Source organism: Marinobacter daepoensis DSM 16072 (assembly GCF_000421165.1).
GTDB classification, from domain to species: Bacteria; Pseudomonadota; Gammaproteobacteria; order Pseudomonadales; family Oleiphilaceae; genus Marinobacter; species Marinobacter daepoensis.
Genome location: NZ_ATWI01000012.1, coordinates 175,602 through 192,298, shown reverse-complemented (window position 1 = coordinate 192,298; position 16,697 = coordinate 175,602). Strand labels below are relative to the sequence as shown.

The following is a 16,697-nucleotide window of genomic DNA, read 5'->3' as shown; positions in this document are numbered from 1 at the left end:
AGGAGACCCGTGATGACTGAATTTCAACTGGCCGAGACTGGCGAAACGCTGAACGTTGCCATCAACGAACTGATTATTGCTGGCTGGGCCGGGCGTGAGCAGGCCGGCATTGATGAGCATATTGAAGAACTCAAAGCCATCGGGGTTGCGCCGCCCTCCAGCACCCCGCTGTTCTATCGGGCCTCGGCGGGACTGGTCACCAGCGACGGGAATGTTCAGTTTCTGGGCAACGAAACCAGCGGCGAAATCGAAGTTCTGCTGATTGGCACCGAGCGCGGCACCCTCGTCGGGATCGGCTCGGACCACACCGACCGGGAGGCCGAAGCCTGGTCGGTCGCCCACTCCAAACAGGTGTGCGCCAAGCCGGTCGGTCGTCAGGTCTGGTGGCTGGCCGATGTGATTGAACACTGGGACCAGTTGCAGATGGCGTCATTCGCGACCATAGATGGCCAGGAAGTACCGTATCAGCAAGGTGGCGTGACAGGCCTGCTCCACCCGGAAGACCTGCTCCGCCGGTTCGGCCTGGACAAAACCGAACTGGCCCCGGGCCAGGCCATGCTCTGCGGGACGCTGCCAGTGATGGGCGGCGTTCGCCCGGCTCAGGCGTTCCGAATGGTACTGACAGACCCGGTCAAAGGCCGCGCTCTGGAACACGCATACAACATTGAAACACTATCGGTGGTGAAATGACGCAGTTCAGATCTGAGCCTCTCAAACCGTTACCGGCAGAGTCCCTCGCAGACCTGCTGGACGGTCTGGCAACCGGCCAGTGGCGGGCCACCGACCTGCTGGAAACCTGCCTGAGCAACATCGACCGTGGCGACAACCCGGACCAACAGATCTACACCGGCCGGTTTGACCGGCAGGCGGTCGCGGAAGCCCGGGCGGTGGATACACTACGGAGCGCCCAGGCACCGGTGGGCGAGCTGGCCGGCCTGCCCATCGCCCTGAAAGTGCTGTTCGACGTTGCCGGCGAGGTCACCCACGCCGGCAGCCAGTGGTGGAAAACACCCGCCGGAGCCGATGCCCTTATCGTATCTCGTCTGCGGAGTGCGGGAGCGGTAATCACCGGACACACCAACATGACCGAGTTTGCCTATTCCGGGCTGGGCATCAACCCCCACTATGGCACCCCCGACAACCCCATTGCGCCGGGCCGGATTCCCGGGGGCTCCTCCTCGGGGGCGGCGGTCGCTGTGGCCCGCAATATGGCCGCGGCGGCCATCGGGTCCGACACGGGCGGCTCCGTTCGCATTCCCTCGGCCTTCTGTGGCCTGGTCGGTTTCAAACCGTCGCAGCAACGCATTCCACGCAACGGCTCGTTCCCGCTGTCCGACAGCCTGGATTCCATCGGCCCGATGGCCCGAACCGTGGACTGTTGCGCCCGGCTTGATGCTGTCCTGGCCGGCCAGCGCGCTCAGACACTGACGCCGCGTCCACTGGACGGCCTGCGCTTTGCCGTTCCGTCGAACTACATGCTCGACGACGTTGCGCCGGAAATTGCAGAAGCCTTCACCACGAGCCTGAAGCGGCTACGCGCGGCCGGTGCGCGCATCGACGAGGTAGCGGTTCCTGTCCTCGATAGCTTGCCGGAGCTGCTGGAAGGCGGCGGCTTTACTGCCGCAGAAAGCTACCACCTTCACCGGGAATGGCTGGCCTCGCACGGAGACCAGTACGACCCAAGGGTTCGCGTCCGGATCGAACGGGGCGCCGCTCTCAGTGCCGCCGACTACATTGAGTTGCTCCAGCGCCGGCAACACCGCACTCAACAGGCAGACCAATGGCTGTCGGCCTACGACGGACTGCTTGCGCCCACCGTGCCGGTTGCGCCTCCCCGCGTTGAGGATCTCACTCAGGACGAAGATTATGGCCGCCTGAACCTGCTGGTGCTGCGCAACCCAACCGTCGCCAACCTGTTGGATTTGTGTGCCATTACCATCCCGAACCACGAGCCGGGGGCGCTGCCATCAGGCCTGATGCTGGTTGGCCGGAACGGCGCGGACCGGGACGTACTCGCCATCGCAGCCGGACTTGAGGAGACCCTAGAAACCGCATGCTGAGCGTTCTGGTTGCAAAACTGGTGGCGACCGCCGCGGTGGTTATCGGCGTGTCGGTGGCCGTCGGCAGGATGGGCCCACGGCTTGGCGGCATTCTGGCAGGGACGCCGATCATTCTGGGCCCCGGTTATTTCTTCATGCTGCAGGAACGTTCTACCGACTTCCTGCAGGCCGCCGCCCTGTCGACACTGCATGCGCTCATTGCCACCCTGGTGTTTGCCATCTGCTTTGTCCTGGCCGCCGGACGCTTTGGCATTTTCACCAGCCTGGCCCTGGCAACGGGCAGCTGGATACCCGCCTCCCTGTTGTTTTCCCTGCTTCCCGGAGGCGTATGGGGAGGCCTCCTGGTCTATGGGCTGGTGCTCCTGATTGCCGAAATGATCCGCCGCCGGTTGAACCTGGAACAAACCGTGGTGGTTGCCAGATCCGGCTGGTTTGATTTACTACTGAGAGGCATGCTGGCCGGTATCCTGGTGAGTATTGCAACCACTGTGGCGGCACAGTCCGGGCCTTTCCTTTCCGGTATATTGGTTGGGTTTCCGGTGGGGCTGTTCACCATTGGCTGGACACTGTACGAACGTTACGGCCCCGACGTCGCGAGGGCGACCGTGAGCATGGCCCAGAAAGGCATGCTCAGCCTCGTGGCCTTTACGGTGGCACTGGCTCTGACGGTGGAGACGCTGCCGCCCATGGCCACCTTCGCCACGTCCCTGCTGGCTTCCATCGCGGTGAGCCTGGGTATTTTTGTCATCAGCCAATGGCGTTACCGCGCACTGCAGACAGGAGAGGGTATATGAAAACGCTTTTGATCAATGCCGACATGGGCGAAAGCTTTGGCCCCTGGGTCATGGGTATGGATGAGCACGTGATGCCCCACGTCGACCTGGCCAACGTAGCCTGCGGCTTCCACGCTTCCGACCCCCACGTTATCCGGCGCACCGTGCGTTTGGCCAAGGCCCATCAGGTGAAAGTCGGCGCTCATCCATCCTATCCGGATCTGGTTGGTTTTGGCCGGCGCTCCATCGCCTGCTCGCCGGATGAAGTGGAAGACCTGGTGCTGTATCAGATTGGTGCCTTGTCCGGGCTCTGTCGGGCCGAAGGCCTGCAGCTTCATTACGTGAAACCCCACGGCGCACTCTACAACGACATGATCCGCGACCCCGGGCTATTCGAAGCGGTGGTCAGAGCGGTCAAGGATTTCGATGCTTCCCTGCCGTTGATGACGATGGCTGCCTGCGACACCTCCATGGTACAGGACATTGCCGACCGGCACGGCATCACCCTGTGGTTTGAGGCCTTCGCAGACCGGGCCTACGACCCTCAGGGACACCTGGTTTCCCGGCGGCTGCCGGGGGCAGTCCACGAAGACCCGGATGAAATCCTGGCGCAGGCCATCAGAATCGCCAAAGGCGAACCACTGACCGCCAGCGACGGCAGCGAGATCGTGCTGAACGCCGACACACTCTGCGTGCACGGGGACAACAACGACTCCATTGCCGCGATCCAGTCCATCCGTGAGGCCATTCAGGCACTGGGAAGCCAGGCATGAGCCCGCGATCCGCTACCGCCCTGCCCCGGCTGGAATCTGCAGGACTGGATGGCTGGATGGTCCGGCTGTTCGACACCATTGATGAAGCCAACCTCCCCTGGATCACCGCGTTGCTGCAACGCTGCGAATCGGCGTTCGGAACGGCGCTGGTGGATCTTGTGCCGTCCTACACCACCCTGCTGGTGGTTTTCGATCCGGTACAACTGAGCCCGTTTGAAGCACAACAGACGATCACCACCCTGCTGACAGGCCTGACTCCGGAAGGCGGTACCAGCACCAGCCAGATCCATGAACTGCCCACGTACTACCATGCCAGCGTCGGGCCAGATCTGGAGCGGGTCGCAGAACACACGGGCCTGTCGGTGGCCGACGTCATCGCGTGCCACAGCCAGAAAACCTACCGCGTCTTTGCCCTGGGCTTTGCGCCAGGCTTTGCCTTCATGGGCCTGACGGACCCTCGGCTGGAATGCCCAAGGCTCGACACACCCCGTAAAAAAGTCCCGGTGGGCAGCGTTGCCATTGCGGCACGTCAGACCGCAGCCTATCCCACAGCCACCCCCGGCGGCTGGAACCTTCTCGGCCGAACCAGTGCCCGCTTGTTTGACCGTGAAAGAGAAGGCTTCAGCCTGCTGAACGTGGGCGACCAGGTACGTTTCGCCCCGGTCTCTCGCGACGCATTTGAACGTGACGGAGGCGACACCACCCCCATGGAGGCTGCCCAATGACCCCCCAATCCGCAACCGACATCGCCATTCGGGTTCGCCGGGCCGGGCCACTTGCGCTGCTTCAGGACCGGGGCCGCTTTGGCGTCCGACATCTGGGGGTCACTCAGGGCGGTCCGGCCGACCTGTATTCCTGGGCCTGGGCCAACCACCTGGCCGGCAACCCCTGGGGCTCGGCAAGCCTCGAAGTCACCTTTGGCGGGCTGCAACTGGTGGCCGAACGCGACCTTGAAATCGCCATTGCCGGGGCCGACCTTGGCGCTACCCTCGAGGGCAAGCCGGTTCCGCTCTGGCAACGGGTACACTGGCCCGAGGGCCAGACCCTGGCGTTTGGCACCCCGGCAAGCGGCCTGCGGGCCTACCTGTCCGTTCACGGCGGCTTTGCCGCGCCTCCGGCCATGGGCAGTGTGGCCTGTGTGGCCCGGGAGCAACTGGGCGGCTTCGATGGCTATGGCCGAAAACTGGCCGATGATGACCAGTTACGCATCTTCACACCAACCACCCCCGCAACGCAGGGCCTTACCGAGGCCCCGGGCCACGCCCGCCCGGATTTCCGGGAGCCACCACAGCTCGACCTGCTGCCAGGCGCTCAGATTGCCGAGTTCACCGGCCGCAGCCTGTTTGATGCATTCAACGCCTGGTGGCGGGTAGATGACCGGGCAGACCGCATGGGAGTGCGCCTGACAGGCCCCCGATTACAGTGCCAAATCCGCTCCCTGATTTCAGAGGGGATCAACCTCGGAGGGGTCCAGGTGCCACCCGATGGCCAGCCGATCGTGTTGCTCAACGACCGCCAGACCATCGGAGGCTATCCAAGACTGGGCTCGCTTTCACCGCTGGCCGCGTCCCGGCTGGCCCAATGCCTCCCCGGACAGGAAGTCAGGCTGGTCGCCCACAGCAGTGAAGCGGTGCTCCGGGAATACCGCGCTTTTCTGGCCGGGTTCAACGCCTGATTCCGAAAAGCCGACGCCCCGTTACCTCACCCTGACACACTGCATGTCCGGGGCGTCGTGTCCCCATACGATCGTGGCTTGCCCCTGATGTTCCCAGAACATTTCATTGCGCCCCTGGTACTTGCTTCCGCTGGCGCTCGGTTGCAGGTACATGAGCGACACACGGTCGCCACGTTCGGCAACCAGCGTCGACGGCTCGGTCTCAAAGAAGGTCACAATCACCTCATTGGCGGGATTGCCATCACAAGCGAAACGGAACGGGCCCTTGGATGGAACCAACTGATAGCGGGCCTGAAGTTCGGCAATGCGCTGTTGGTACTCACGTGCCACGCACTCAGACCGATCATCCGCTTTCCAGCAATCATCGCGCCCTTTGATCCAACCTCGCTGCTCTGCCCTGAGCACAGAGGGATGCTGGTTTTCCGCTTTTTCCAGAGCGGCGGCATAAACCCCCGATAGCTCTCTGTCGAGCGCCGATAAACGCTGGTTGGCACAAATCATCGCCTCGGTACTTCCTGCCTCAACGCCCTCACAGGAAAACGACGGTTGTGACACTGCCTCCACCCGGCTGGTTTCGCCCGTGGCTGAATCCTGAACGAGCGACTCAATGTAACGACACCAGGCGTCGGTGTCCCGCCCCGGGACGCCAGCCTGGCCACGAATGCCAAGCCGGAATTCAATCACCGACTTCCACTCGTCCGAACCAATATCCGGGCCGTGGCCCTGCCCGTCGCCAGTGGGCACCCGATGCTCGATGGCTTCGTACCATGCCTCAGAACAGAGCCCGTTCGCACTCAACTCGGGTTCCGGGCTGCCACCGCTCAGGTTGGCACAGCCTGCGCCGGCAACCAGAAACACCAACAGGCCCAGCCTGGCCGCCATTGCTCCCACCTTAAAATCTGCCTTGCTCAACATGGCCTTAACTCCTGCGTTCTTCCATAGATGTGACGGGTTCAAACTCAAAGCATCCTATCATTCCGTTCAGGCCCCTGCAGTCCCGGCCCGACGAAGCCTTCCGTGCTCAGGGCATTGTCCAGCAGGGCTTTGGCCTGCAGCGCCGCATCCAGATGCCCCTGCACATGAGCCATAGAGGTTGCCCCCTCTTTCAGCAGAACGATCAGGCGGGTGATTGCTTCCGCCCGGTCGTCCGGCAAAGCGAGGTTATCCACATAGCTTCGAATCAGCTCCGCGATGGCGGTTTTATGCTCGGCGCAGGCCTGATGAATGGCGTGCTCCCGGTCACTGAACTCAGCGCTGGCGTTGATGAAGAAGCACCCATGGAAACGGTCAAGATCCGGCACCCGGTTGTTGAACCAGTCGTCCAGGGCGTTAAAGATTTCGAGCAACGGCGCCTTTCCGGCAGGCACCTGGGTCAGCCGGGATGCCAGCCAGGCCCGGTAACGATGGTCACGATACCGGATGGTGGCTTCGATCAGATGCTCTTTGCTCGGGAAATGGTGATACAGCGTTTTTTTCGCGACCCCGGACTCTGCCAGCACCAGATTGACACCGACCGCGTGGATGCCCCGGGAGTAGAACAACGTGAAGGCCGTACGAACGAGCAGGTCTTGCTTCTCCATAACGATATCCCCATCAAAACCGATACCCGGATCTTGACACCAGTAGACAGCCTTGTCTACTCTAAGTAGACCGACCTGTCTACTTAGAGATTTCTTATGTATCAACGCCTGATCGCGTCACGCCTGTTTGTGCCACTTTTAGCCGGCCTGGGGGCCATGCTCTGCATTACCATCCTGAGCAGCCTGGGCGGCGTAACCTCGTCTTCCGTTTGGCTAATGGCACCCTTTGGGGCCACCATGGTGATTCTCTTCGGTTTGCCGGACAGCCCTTTGGCACAGCCCCGCAACATTATCGTCGGGCACCTGTTAACCACCGCCATCGGCCTTTCTGTGGCCACCCTGGCGGGCGTCTCGCCCTGGTCTATGGGATTAGCTGTCGGCCTGGCCGTCAGCCTGATGCTGATCACCAAAACCACACACCCACCGGCGGGAGCCAACCCTCTGGTGGTCATGCTGGCCGGTGAGCACTGGGATTTCCTGATCACGCCGGTAGCGGCAGGCGCATTGCTGATTGTGACCTTCGGGGCGCTGTACCACCGGTTTATTTCCGGTCAGCCTTACCCCAAGCGCTGGCTGTAAGCCGCTGCCCGGGCCACAGGAACCAGAGCGCCTTTAACACGTCCTTTAAAAAGCGCTCTGGGATTACGTGAATACTGCAGACAGGGGGCGTCAGAGGCCCCCCAGGCAGGCGTATTTCAACTCCGTGAAGTCATCCAGACCATGGTGAGAACCTTCCCGCCCCAGCCCCGATTCTTTGATTCCCCCAAAGGGGGCCAGCTCGGTTGATATCAAGCCTTCGTTCACACCCACCATGCCATATTCCAGGGCTTCCAGTGTGCGGAAAATACGGCCATAGTCCCGGGTGTAGAAATAAGCCGCCAGCCCAAACGGCGTATCGTTTGCCAGTGCAATGGCTTCCGCTTCCGTCTCGAAAGGAAAAACAGCAGCAAGGGGGCCAAACGTTTCTTCGGAGGCAACCAGCATTTCTGCCGTCACATCGGCCATGACCGTCGGTGCAAAGAAATTCCCCCCAAGCTCATGAATGCCGCCACCACACAGCAGGCGGCCACCCTTGGCCTGGCAGTCCTGAACATGACTTTGCACCTTATCGACCGCCGCAGCATTGATCAAAGGGCCAATCGTCACACCCTCTTCCAGGCCGTTGCCGACACGAAGCTGGCGCACCCGGTTCGTGAGTTTCTCCAGAAAGGCGTCGTAGACGCCTTTCTGGACCAGGAAGCGGTTGGTACAGACACAGGTCTGGCCGGCATTACGAAACTTCGAGGCCATCGCGCCCTCAACGGCAGCGTCCAGATCTGCATCATCAAAAACGATGAACGGAGCATTACCTCCCAATTCCATCGCGGTCTTCTTGACCGTGCCCGCACACTGAGACAACAGATACTTGCCAACCGGCGTTGAACCTGTGAACGAGACCTTGCGCACCCGGCTGTCTGTCGTCAGCACATCGCCTACCGCTGCCGGGCTGGCACAGGTCACCACGCTAATCAGCCCTTCCGGAATCCCCGCTTCCTGGGCCAGATGAGCCAGGGCCAGCGCCGTCAACGGCGTCGCTTCCGCCGGTTTGATCACCACACTGCAACCGGCAGCCAGGGCCGGAGCACATTTACGGGTAATCATCGCCAGAGGAAAGTTCCACGGTGTAATCGCTGCCACCACACCCACAGGCTCACGCGTGACCAGTATGCGCTTGCTGGCATCTGGCCCCAGCGAGGACTCGCCCATCATCCGCTTACTTTCTTCCGCGAAGAATTCGATAAAAGACGCCCCGTAAGCCACTTCTCCCCGAGCTTCAGCCAGAGGCTTGCCCTGCTCCAGAGTCATAAGACGGGCAAGCGTCTCGGTTTCACGAACAACAAGCTCAAACCAGCGCCGCAACAGACGGGCTCGTTCTTTCACGGACACCTGGCGCCACAGCCTGCCCGCCTGCTCCGCCGCAGCAATGGCCTCGCGAGCGTCTTCCGCGCCCAGATCAGCAACCCGGGCAACCGTGTCGCCAGTGGCAGGATTAACCACCTCAAAATGCCGAGTGCCAAGGCGCCATTCACCACCAATCAATGCAGCTACATTGGCGCCGGTTACAGCCTCAAATAGACTCATAGTACATCCTCTTTCGCCCCCACCGACACGCTCCGGTCACAGCGAGAGCCGCTATTCAAAGCAGGCGGACGGTCAGCGCCCGCCTGCACAGTCTTTAACACTTACCTGAAGTGCGGCATAACCTCAGAGGCAAACAACTCCAGTGACCGCTTTTTCTCCTCAAACGGCAGAGTGTTGTCGGTCCAGTAGCTGTATTCCGTCACGCCCAGCGCTTCGTACTTTTTAAGCCTCTCAACCAGCTCAGACGGCGTGCCAATCATCATATTGCGGTGCAGGCTCTCAAGGGAAAACTCCGGGTTGTCAGCAACATCGGCTTCCGTCGCCGGCTCAAAGAAGCCGTCCACCGGCGTCTGGTCGTTCTTGAACCAGGCCTGGAAATAGCGATAGAAAAGCTGCAGGGCTTCCGCTCCACGACGCCAGCCTTCCGGGTCGCTTTCTTCATGAACGTAGGTATGGCGCAGGAACATAAGTTCAGGCCGCTCAACCCCGGGGTGCGCCGCGCATGCTGTCTCAAACTTGCGAGCCAGATCCGCAACCTCTTCGTCCCCTTTCATCAGGGCTGTCACCATCACATTGCAACCATTAGCCACCGCAAAATCATGGGAGGCTGGGTCCCGGGCGGCAATCCAGACCGGCGGCAGAGACGGCTGCAGGGGTTTGGGCACACTGGTCGTGGTCGGGAAACGGTACACCTCACCCTCATGACTGTAATCCCCCTGCCACAGGCCGCGGATAGCCGGCACCATCTCCCGCAACGCTGCGCCGCCTTCGGACGCGTTCATACCAGCCGTCAGTCGGTCAAACTCAAACTGGTAAGCGCCACGAGCGATACCAAATTCCAGCCGCCCGCCACTGATGACATCCAGCAAGGCGGCCTCACCCGCCAGTCGAATCGGGTCCCAGAAGGGCGCCACAAACGTCCCTGCGCCCAGCCGGATACGCTCGGTTTTGGCCGCCAGATACGCCAGCTGTGCCACCGGGCTGGGCGACGAGGTAAATTGCATGCCATGGTGCTCTCCAATCCACGCCGTGCGAAAACCAGAGGCTTCGGCAATTTTGACCAATTCACAGAGTTCTTCGAACAGCTGCTGATGGCTCTTATCGCCCTGATAGCGTTCCATATGAAGGAATAACGAAAACTGCATTGTCTGAATCTCCCCGATGGATGGAGTTAGGTCATTTCGGATTGTTTGATGGCGACCGGCTCAGCCACCTGCTCACTGGCAAGGGCCTTGAACATGCAGTAGCACATCACCAGCAAGGCCACAGAAAATGGCAGGGCAGCGGCAATCGCGGCAGTCTGCAGCGCCTGAAGGCCTCCGGCCAGGAGAAGCACCGCAGAGGTTGCCCCCAGACCCAGCCCCCAGACCACTCGATACAACTGCGGCGGATTCGGGTTGCCCTGAGAAAGGATGGTGCAGATCACCAACGTGCCAGAATCTGCGGAGGTCACAAACCAGGTCACGATCATCAGTGTTGCCATACCAAGCATGAAGCTTGTGGCCCATGGCACATTGAGCGCTTCAATGGTCTGGAACAGCACCTTCGTAATGTTGTCGTTGGCGACCGTTGCCAGGTCTACTCCGCCGAACAACTGCAGATGGAGTGCGGTGCCTCCGAAAATCACAATCCACACCATGGCGCCCAGCGTTGCCGCCAACATACCGCCAAACAGAACTTCCCGAATGGTGCGCCCACGTGAAATACGAGCGACAAACATGCCTACGTATGGACCCCAGGACAGCCACCACCCCCAATAGAACAAGGTCCACCAACCCTGCCACTGGCTCTCAGGGTCAGGATTCGTCCAGAACCCCATGGGCAAAAGATTCCCGAGATAGTCCCCGACACTGGTCGTGAAAATCGTCAGAAGAAAAACCGTCGGCCCTGCCAGCACAAAAAACGCAAACAGAATCATGCTCAGGTGGATATTCCATTCACTGAGCAGCCGGATCCCTTTTTTGAGCCCGGATACCGCCGAGACGGTTGCCGCCACCGTGACTACCAGCACCAGAATCACCTGATTCGTGCTGGAAATTTCCATCCCGAACAAGCTGTTAAGCCCCGCGTTCATCTGGGAAACCCCCAACCCAAGAGTGGTGGCGGTTCCGAACAAGGTCGCGAAGATGGCAAGCAAATCAATGGCATGCCCGATCGGGCCGTAGATACGCTCTCCCAACAGCGGATAGAAGGCCGAGCGAATGGTCATTGGCAGGCCACGGCGATAGGCAAAGTACGCCAGAATCGTTCCCACAAGAATGTACACGGCCCAGCCGTGGAATCCCCAGTGGAAAATGGTAATGCGCAACGCCGTCTGCGCGGCATCCAGCGTATTAGGAATGTCCCCTTTCGTTTCACTGAACGGATTGCCCTGAAGGTGGTTCAGAGGCTCAGCAATACTCCAGAACAGCAGACCGGTCCCCACAGCTGCACTGAACAGCATGGCAAACCAGGTGAAATTGGAGAACTCAGGGCGTTCATCATCCCGCCCCAGACGCAGTTTCCCGTAGGGACTGAAGATGATCGCGAAGGCGACGAACAGCACCACATTGATGGTCAGGATGTAATACCACCCCAACTCAGTCTCAATGTACTGCTTTACCCCTGTATAGATTGTGTTGGCGAGGTTTGGCTGCAACACCGTAAACAGGACAAAAGCCAGAACCATGGTCACCGAGGCGATGGCCATGGTTTTGTTTACCCCGGCAAACACACCGCTCCGGGGCACACTCGTTTGTGCATTTTGCATTCAGTTTTCTCCCGAGTTCCGTCATTGGCATTGTTTTGGTTTCAGTGGTCGGGCGAGCTCCCGGCGGCCCTTTTTATGGAACACGACCAGCTGAGGATCTCGGAGAGAGATATTGGTATACCATATTATGAATTGCAAAGGTTTTCTTTGAAAAAGACAGAATGTCAAGAAAACAAAATCGTAACTCTATGTTTTTAAAAACACTAAAAACAAAAACAAAAAATTTTCATAGCCAGAAACAAATCTAACATCCTCCAGCCTTGTCGAATTTGTATTTTGGTATTATGGTATACCAAGATAGAAAACCACAAAAAACCGGCTGAGTCTGGTACCAACCGTTGAGGAGAGCCCAATGAGCTTCGAAATTCGTAAAATTGTCACCTACCGTGAAACCACCTACATCGAAGCCGGAAAGGCTGGAGACAAGCCCGTCACCATGCTGGGGGTCGCCGCCGTTGTGACCAACCCCTGGGCCGGCCGGGGATTCGTGGAAGATCTCTCGCCAGAAATTCGCAGCGGCTGTTCCGAGCTGGGCGAGCTGATCGTCAAACACATTCTTGATGAGATCCCGGGCGATCAGATCGAAGCCTACGGTAAGGCCGCGGTTGTGGGCGCCGAGGGTGAGATTGAGCATGCGTCCGCCATCATCCATACGCTTCGGTTTGGCAACCACTTCCGGGAAGCGGTTGATGCCAAGAGCTATCTGAGCTTCACCAACAAGCGTGGCGCACCTGGCACATCGATTCAGATCCCGATGATGCACAAGCACGACGAAGGGTTCCGGTCCCACTACATCACTCTGGAAATGCGCATTGAAGACGCCCCCCGGGCGGACGAGATTGTCGTTGTGCTGGGCGCCGCAGACGGTGGCCGACTGCATCCCCGGATCGGCAACCGTTATCAGGACCTGAAAGAGCTGGCAGAAGAAGCCGGGCAGGCAGGTAACGCGTGAGCATCCGGAGAGTCCACATGCAGCCCTGTGATGCGAAAATGAGTTCGTCCGGGACTCGTTACTGGCGATCTGGCGTGGGCGCTCCGGTTGTCCTGATCCATGGTGTCGGACTGGATGCCACCATGTGGCAGGCACAGGTCGACGCCCTGGCGGATCACTACGACGTTATCGCCTACGATATGCTCGGCCATGGCGAAAGCCCGTTGCCCAAAGAGGACGCCTCGCTGGACGATTATGCCGATCAGCTGTGCGCTCTGATGGACGAACTGGAGATCGCACAGGCAACCGTGATTGGTTTCTCCATGGGTGGTCTGGTGGCCCGGGCTTTCGCCCTCCGTCACCTCGAACGGTTGCGGGCCATGGGTGTTCTGTCGAGCGTCTTCAATCGCAATGAGCAGCAGCGCTCTGGCGTTCAGCAACGCCTGTCCCAAACCCGGGAGCAAGGCCCCTCTGCCAACGTTGAAGGCGCTCTGGAACGCTGGTTCAGCCCTGCCTTCAGGGCCGCTTACCCAGACCGCATTGCCGCTATCCGGGATTGTGTGACTCAAAACCATCCCGATGGTTATTATCGAAGCTATGCCCTCTTTGGCACCCAGGACCGGTTCGGCGCGAACGATCTTTCATCGATCAACGTACCCGTTCTGGTCGCGACCGGAGAACTCGACCCCGGCTCGACACCGCACATGGCAAAAGAACTCGCTCGGAATCTGCCGAACGCCCATGTGCATATTCTGGCCGGACAACGACATATGGCCCCGCTGGAAGCCGCAGACGAGGTCAACCGGCTACTGCTGGGTTTCCTCGGCAAGGTCCATTACCCATCCACACAAGAACAAGAGGAGACTCTCGGATGACACTGGATGCACTGACGATGTTTATTGATGGCGAATGGCGCGGCGCGCGCTCAGGCGCCACGTTTGAAAGCTATAACCCCGCGACCGGTGAAGCCTGGTGCCGTGTACCCAACGCCGATGCCGCTGATGTGGAAGACGCTGTCCAGGCTGCTCACGGTGCTTTCGAGAGCCAGGAGTGGGCGGGCCTGACCGCCACGGCCCGAGGCAAGTTACTGTATCGCCTCGGGCAGTTGATTGCCGATAATGCCGAGACCCTGGCACAACTGGAAAGCCGGGATAACGGCAAGCTGATCCGTGAGACCCGCGGGCAGGTCAGCTATCTTCCCGAGTTTTTCTATTACAACGCCGGGCTGGCCGACAAGGTGGTCGGCGAAACCCTGCCCCTGGACAAAACGGACATGTTTGGCGCCACCATCCGGGTACCGATTGGAGTGGTAGCTGCGATCATTCCCTGGAACAGCCCTCTGTACCTGACCGCCATCAAGCTGGCCCCGGCCCTTGCGGCAGGAAACACCATCGTCATCAAACCGTCCGAACACGCTTCTGCCAGCCTGATCGAGCTGATGCGACTGGTGGAACAGGCGGGCTTTCCCAAAGGCGTGGTGAATCTCGTCACTGGCTACGGCCCCTCGACGGGCGCTGCCCTGACCGCTCACCCCCTGGTACGAAAAATCGCCTTCACCGGCGGCGCCAGTGCGGCTCGCCACGTGGTACGCAACAGTGCAGAAAACTTTGCCAAACTGTCTCTCGAACTGGGCGGAAAGTCTCCCAACATTCTGTTTGACGATGCGGACCTGGACAGTGCCATCAATGGCGTGGTCGCAGGTGTTTTCGCCGCGTCCGGCCAAAGTTGCGTTGCCGGTTCCCGCCTGCTCGTGCAGCGGAGCATCCATGAAACCGTGATTGAGCGTCTGCAGCAGCGGGTGGCCAGCATCCGGATTGGTGATCCGGCCGATGCCGCAACAGAAATGGGCCCCATCGCCACGGAGGCCCAGCTGGACACCATTGAGCGTATGGTCTCCCAGGCCAAAGACGACGGCGCCGAAGTCCTCTGTGGCGGCGAACGCCTGAAGGGCCAGGGTGGCTGGTACTACCCGCCAACCATTCTGGCCTGCGACTCCCATCAGATGCCTATCGTTCAGGAAGAGGTTTTTGGCCCCGTGGTTGCGGTCATCCCCTTTGATGACGAAGCAGAAGCTCTGAAACTCGCCAACGACACCGAATTCGGACTGGCTGCCGGGATCTGGACACGGGATGTTGGCCGGGCTCACCGCCTGGCGCGAGACGTACGTTCCGGGATTCTCTGGGTGAACACGTACCGTGCCGTGTCGGCCATGGCCCCGATTGGCGGTTTTGGCGCAAGTGGTTATGGACGGGAATGCGGTATTGATGCCGTCCGCGACTACACCGACCTCAAAACCCTGTGGATAAACTTATCCACAGACCCGATGCCTGACCCTTTCATCATGCGTTGATTCAGGAGAGAGCCATGATCGACCCACAAGACTACAAACAGGTTCTGGGCGCATTTCCAACCGGCGTCACGGTCGTTACCGCCCTTGATGACGATGGTCGGCTGGTGGGCTTCACCGCCAGTGCCTTTTCCGCGGTCTCAATGGACCCGGCGCTGGTTCTGGTTTGTCCCAGCCTGAATTCAGACTCCTATCCGATCATCAAACGCAGCGGACGCTTTGTCATCCACATCCTGAGCCACGAGCAACAAGCCATTGCCTATCACTTTGCTGGCAAAGGACACGACAAAGGGCAAGGCGTGCAATGGCAACGATCCGAGCTTCAGAATGCGGTACTGGAAGGTGCCGTCGCCTATCTGGAATGCCGTGTCTGGGAAGACTACCCCGGAGGCGACCACGCAATCCTGGTCGGCGAGGTGGAAAAGCTCTGGTGTGCCGGCCATGAGCTCGACCCCCTGCTGTACTGTCGTGGCAAGATGGATCAGCTTCCGGAAACCCTGCGTGCCCTGGCGCACGCCTCCTGAGTATGCACAACGAGGACAAAGTTATGTCAGACGACATTTTTGAACGGGGGCTGGCCAAACGCCGCCGGGTATTAGGCAACGATTACGTGGACCAGTCCATGCGCAATGCCGACCCATTCACCCAGCCGCTTCAGGAGTTGGTCACAGAGTATTGCTGGGGTAACCTCTGGCATCGAGAAGGCCTCAGCGACCGGGATCGGAGCATGATAAACTTGGCCATGATTACTGCCCTCAATCGCCCCCACGAACTGCGTCTGCACGTTCGAGGCGCGATCAACAATGGTATGAGCGTCGACGAGATTCGCGAAGTCCTGATGCAGACCGCTATCTACTGTGGTGTTCCCGCTGCGATTGATGCGTTTCGCCAGGCCCGAGAGGTTCTCAGGGAAATGGGCGAAATCTGACCACAGCCCAGAATCAGGAGAAGACATGCAACGGACCCCATTGGACGACAGCCTTAAGGTTACTCGTAACCAGCCAACACTCAGAGAAATGGTGCTTGATAAGCTCCGCCAGGCCATCATGAGCTTTCAACTCCTGCCGGGTGACCGGCTGGTGGAGCGAGACCTTTGTGAACGACTGGGTGTCAGCCGCACATCGGTACGGGAAGCGCTCCGGCACCTTGAAGCCGAAGGACTGGTAGAAAGTGAAGGTGGTCGAGGGCCTCGCGTTGCGGTCATCACGCTGGAAGATGCCAGGGATATTTACGAGCTGCGCTGCGTACTGGAAAGCATGGTGGTGCAACTCTTTACCCAAAAAGCAAGCGCTCAGCAGATGGCAGAACTGGATCACGCGTGGGAAATACTGAAGGCCGGCTTGCGCAGTGGCGATACCGTCGCCATTGTGAATGCCGTCAGTGATTTCTACGGCGTTCTTTACGATGGCGCCGGGAACCGCATCGCGGGGCAGTTCCTGAGCTTGTTACAAGCGCGGGTCAACTACCTCCGGGCCACCTCCGTGTCACAGAAAGAACGATATCTCGACAGCTTTCAGGAAATGGTCAAAATCGTTGACGCCATCAAGGCCCGGAACCCGGAAGCGGCCCACCAGGCCTGCGTTGACCACATCAAAGCGGCTGCAAAAGTGGCTCTGGCGGCACTCGGCGAGAAACAAGGAGAACCCGTCGAGCCCATCAGCGTCGCCCGAAGCCTGCAGTGAGAATAC

18 protein-coding genes are annotated in these 16,697 nt (G+C 59.8%); 13 read left to right on the top strand and 5 right to left on the bottom strand.

Going from position 1 to position 16,697, the window contains the following annotated elements:
* Nucleotides 1–12: 12 nt before the first annotated feature.
* Genes K325_RS0114790 through K325_RS0114765 form a run of 6 tightly spaced genes read left to right on the top strand, consistent with a single transcriptional unit; the run spans nucleotide 13 to nucleotide 5,281 of the window.
* Complete coding sequence (locus tag K325_RS0114790; protein WP_029655044.1) at nucleotides 13–690, top strand: DUF2848 domain-containing protein; 678 nt, start codon at nucleotides 13–15, stop codon at nucleotides 688–690.
* Complete coding sequence (locus K325_RS0114785; protein ID WP_029655043.1) at nucleotides 687–2,060, top strand: amidase; 1,374 nt, start codon at nucleotides 687–689, stop codon at nucleotides 2,058–2,060. The genes K325_RS0114790 and K325_RS0114785 overlap by 4 nt, the downstream gene beginning before the upstream one ends.
* Nucleotides 2,054–2,854 (top strand): hypothetical protein, encoded by an 801-nt coding sequence (locus K325_RS0114780; protein ID WP_029655042.1) that lies wholly within the window; start codon nucleotides 2,054–2,056, stop codon nucleotides 2,852–2,854. The genes K325_RS0114785 and K325_RS0114780 overlap by 7 nt, the downstream gene beginning before the upstream one ends.
* Nucleotides 2,851–3,606, top strand: a complete 756-nt coding sequence (locus K325_RS0114775; protein ID WP_029655041.1) for a 5-oxoprolinase subunit PxpA — start codon at nucleotides 2,851–2,853, stop codon at nucleotides 3,604–3,606. Before K325_RS0114780 ends, K325_RS0114775 begins: the two co-directional genes overlap by 4 nt.
* The gene (locus K325_RS0114770; protein WP_029655040.1) at nucleotides 3,603–4,331 is read left to right on the top strand and encodes a 5-oxoprolinase subunit B family protein; all 729 of its coding nucleotides are present in this window, start codon (nucleotides 3,603–3,605) and stop codon (nucleotides 4,329–4,331) included. Before K325_RS0114775 ends, K325_RS0114770 begins: the two co-directional genes overlap by 4 nt.
* Nucleotides 4,328–5,281 (top strand): 5-oxoprolinase subunit C family protein, encoded by a 954-nt coding sequence (locus K325_RS0114765; RefSeq protein ID WP_029655039.1) that lies wholly within the window; start codon nucleotides 4,328–4,330, stop codon nucleotides 5,279–5,281. Before K325_RS0114770 ends, K325_RS0114765 begins: the two co-directional genes overlap by 4 nt.
* Nucleotides 5,282–5,302: 21 nt before the next feature.
* Here the strand turns inward: K325_RS0114765 and K325_RS18810 are convergent, their stop codons facing one another.
* Together K325_RS18810 and K325_RS0114755 are read right to left on the bottom strand one after the other, a co-directional pair.
* Nucleotides 5,303–6,196: an MliC family protein gene (locus K325_RS18810; RefSeq protein ID WP_228128462.1), complete on the bottom strand. Its 894-nt coding sequence runs from the start codon at nucleotides 6,194–6,196 to the stop codon at nucleotides 5,303–5,305.
* Nucleotides 6,197–6,240: 44 nt separating this feature from the next.
* A complete protein-coding gene (locus K325_RS0114755; RefSeq protein ID WP_084694254.1) occupies nucleotides 6,241–6,861 on the bottom strand; it encodes a TetR/AcrR family transcriptional regulator in 621 nt (206 codons plus the stop codon).
* 96 nt (nucleotides 6,862–6,957) lie between these two features.
* On the opposite strand from K325_RS0114755, the gene K325_RS0114750 reads away from it, so the two are divergent.
* Nucleotides 6,958–7,440, top strand: a complete 483-nt coding sequence (locus tag K325_RS0114750) for an HPP family protein (RefSeq protein ID WP_029655036.1) — start codon at nucleotides 6,958–6,960, stop codon at nucleotides 7,438–7,440.
* Between the two features lie 90 nt (nucleotides 7,441–7,530).
* Here K325_RS0114750 and K325_RS0114745 read toward each other — a convergent pair whose 3' ends face one another.
* The 3 genes from K325_RS0114745 to K325_RS0114735 all read right to left on the bottom strand — a co-directional run bounded on the left by K325_RS0114745 (nucleotide 7,531) and on the right by K325_RS0114735 (nucleotide 11,731).
* Complete coding sequence (locus tag K325_RS0114745; RefSeq protein ID WP_029655035.1) at nucleotides 7,531–8,982, bottom strand: NAD-dependent succinate-semialdehyde dehydrogenase; 1,452 nt, start codon at nucleotides 8,980–8,982, stop codon at nucleotides 7,531–7,533.
* 101 nt (nucleotides 8,983–9,083) lie between these two features.
* Nucleotides 9,084–10,127, bottom strand: a complete 1,044-nt coding sequence (locus K325_RS0114740) for an LLM class flavin-dependent oxidoreductase (RefSeq protein WP_029655034.1) — start codon at nucleotides 10,125–10,127, stop codon at nucleotides 9,084–9,086.
* A 26-nt stretch (nucleotides 10,128–10,153) separates the two neighbouring features.
* Entirely contained in the window at nucleotides 10,154–11,731 is a 1,578-nt protein-coding gene (locus K325_RS0114735) for a BCCT family transporter (RefSeq protein ID WP_029655033.1), read from the bottom strand.
* Nucleotides 11,732–12,083: 352 nt separating this feature from the next.
* Between K325_RS0114735 and K325_RS0114730 the strand changes: the two genes are divergently transcribed.
* From K325_RS0114730 to K325_RS0114705, 6 genes are read left to right on the top strand one after another with little or no spacing between them, the layout of a single operon-like run.
* Nucleotides 12,084–12,683, top strand: a complete 600-nt coding sequence (locus tag K325_RS0114730) for an amino acid synthesis family protein (protein ID WP_029655032.1) — start codon at nucleotides 12,084–12,086, stop codon at nucleotides 12,681–12,683.
* Nucleotides 12,684–12,700: 17 nt separating this feature from the next.
* Complete coding sequence (locus tag K325_RS0114725; protein WP_029655031.1) at nucleotides 12,701–13,537, top strand: alpha/beta fold hydrolase; 837 nt, start codon at nucleotides 12,701–12,703, stop codon at nucleotides 13,535–13,537.
* The gene (locus K325_RS0114720; RefSeq protein ID WP_029655030.1) at nucleotides 13,534–15,012 is read left to right on the top strand and encodes an aldehyde dehydrogenase; all 1,479 of its coding nucleotides are present in this window, start codon (nucleotides 13,534–13,536) and stop codon (nucleotides 15,010–15,012) included. The genes K325_RS0114725 and K325_RS0114720 overlap by 4 nt, the downstream gene beginning before the upstream one ends.
* Nucleotides 15,013–15,026: 14 nt before the next feature.
* On the top strand, nucleotides 15,027–15,533 hold the full coding sequence (locus K325_RS0114715) for a flavin reductase family protein (RefSeq protein WP_029655029.1): 507 nt from the start codon (nucleotides 15,027–15,029) through the stop codon (nucleotides 15,531–15,533).
* Between the two features lie 23 nt (nucleotides 15,534–15,556).
* Entirely contained in the window at nucleotides 15,557–15,937 is a 381-nt protein-coding gene (locus K325_RS0114710) for a carboxymuconolactone decarboxylase family protein (protein ID WP_029655028.1), read from the top strand.
* A 25-nt stretch (nucleotides 15,938–15,962) separates the two neighbouring features.
* On the top strand, nucleotides 15,963–16,691 hold the full coding sequence (locus K325_RS0114705; RefSeq protein ID WP_029655027.1) for a GntR family transcriptional regulator: 729 nt from the start codon (nucleotides 15,963–15,965) through the stop codon (nucleotides 16,689–16,691).
* Nucleotides 16,692–16,697 lie beyond the last annotated feature (6 nt).

What these genes read in the sequence shown, in the direction of transcription:
- K325_RS0114765 (WP_029655039.1), top strand. Translation starts at nt 4,328, where the DNA reads ATGACCCCCCAATCCGCAACCGACATCGCCATTCGGGTTCGCCGGGCC.
- K325_RS0114775 (WP_029655041.1), top strand. Translation starts at nt 2,851, where the DNA reads ATGAAAACGCTTTTGATCAATGCCGACATGGGCGAAAGCTTTGGCCCC.
- K325_RS0114770 (WP_029655040.1), top strand. Translation starts at nt 3,603, where the DNA reads ATGAGCCCGCGATCCGCTACCGCCCTGCCCCGGCTGGAATCTGCAGGA.
- K325_RS0114715 (WP_029655029.1), top strand. Translation starts at nt 15,027, where the DNA reads ATGATCGACCCACAAGACTACAAACAGGTTCTGGGCGCATTTCCAACC.
- K325_RS0114790 (WP_029655044.1), top strand. Translation starts at nt 13, where the DNA reads ATGACTGAATTTCAACTGGCCGAGACTGGCGAAACGCTGAACGTTGCC.
- K325_RS0114780 (WP_029655042.1), top strand. Translation starts at nt 2,054, where the DNA reads ATGCTGAGCGTTCTGGTTGCAAAACTGGTGGCGACCGCCGCGGTGGTT.
- K325_RS0114725 (WP_029655031.1), top strand. Translation starts at nt 12,701, where the DNA reads ATGCAGCCCTGTGATGCGAAAATGAGTTCGTCCGGGACTCGTTACTGG.
- K325_RS0114705 (WP_029655027.1), top strand. Translation starts at nt 15,963, where the DNA reads ATGCAACGGACCCCATTGGACGACAGCCTTAAGGTTACTCGTAACCAG.
- K325_RS0114710 (WP_029655028.1), top strand. Translation starts at nt 15,557, where the DNA reads ATGTCAGACGACATTTTTGAACGGGGGCTGGCCAAACGCCGCCGGGTA.
- K325_RS0114750 (WP_029655036.1), top strand. Translation starts at nt 6,958, where the DNA reads ATGTATCAACGCCTGATCGCGTCACGCCTGTTTGTGCCACTTTTAGCC.
- K325_RS0114740 (WP_029655034.1), bottom strand. Translation starts at nt 10,127, where the DNA reads ATGCAGTTTTCGTTATTCCTTCATATGGAACGCTATCAGGGCGATAAG.
- K325_RS0114730 (WP_029655032.1), top strand. Translation starts at nt 12,084, where the DNA reads ATGAGCTTCGAAATTCGTAAAATTGTCACCTACCGTGAAACCACCTAC.
- K325_RS0114720 (WP_029655030.1), top strand. Translation starts at nt 13,534, where the DNA reads ATGACACTGGATGCACTGACGATGTTTATTGATGGCGAATGGCGCGGC.
- K325_RS0114735 (WP_029655033.1), bottom strand. Translation starts at nt 11,731, where the DNA reads ATGCAAAATGCACAAACGAGTGTGCCCCGGAGCGGTGTGTTTGCCGGG.
- K325_RS0114755 (WP_084694254.1), bottom strand. Translation starts at nt 6,861, where the DNA reads ATGGAGAAGCAAGACCTGCTCGTTCGTACGGCCTTCACGTTGTTCTAC.
- K325_RS0114785 (WP_029655043.1), top strand. Translation starts at nt 687, where the DNA reads ATGACGCAGTTCAGATCTGAGCCTCTCAAACCGTTACCGGCAGAGTCC.
- K325_RS0114745 (WP_029655035.1), bottom strand. Translation starts at nt 8,982, where the DNA reads ATGAGTCTATTTGAGGCTGTAACCGGCGCCAATGTAGCTGCATTGATT.
- K325_RS18810 (WP_228128462.1), bottom strand. Translation starts at nt 6,196, where the DNA reads ATGTTGAGCAAGGCAGATTTTAAGGTGGGAGCAATGGCGGCCAGGCTG.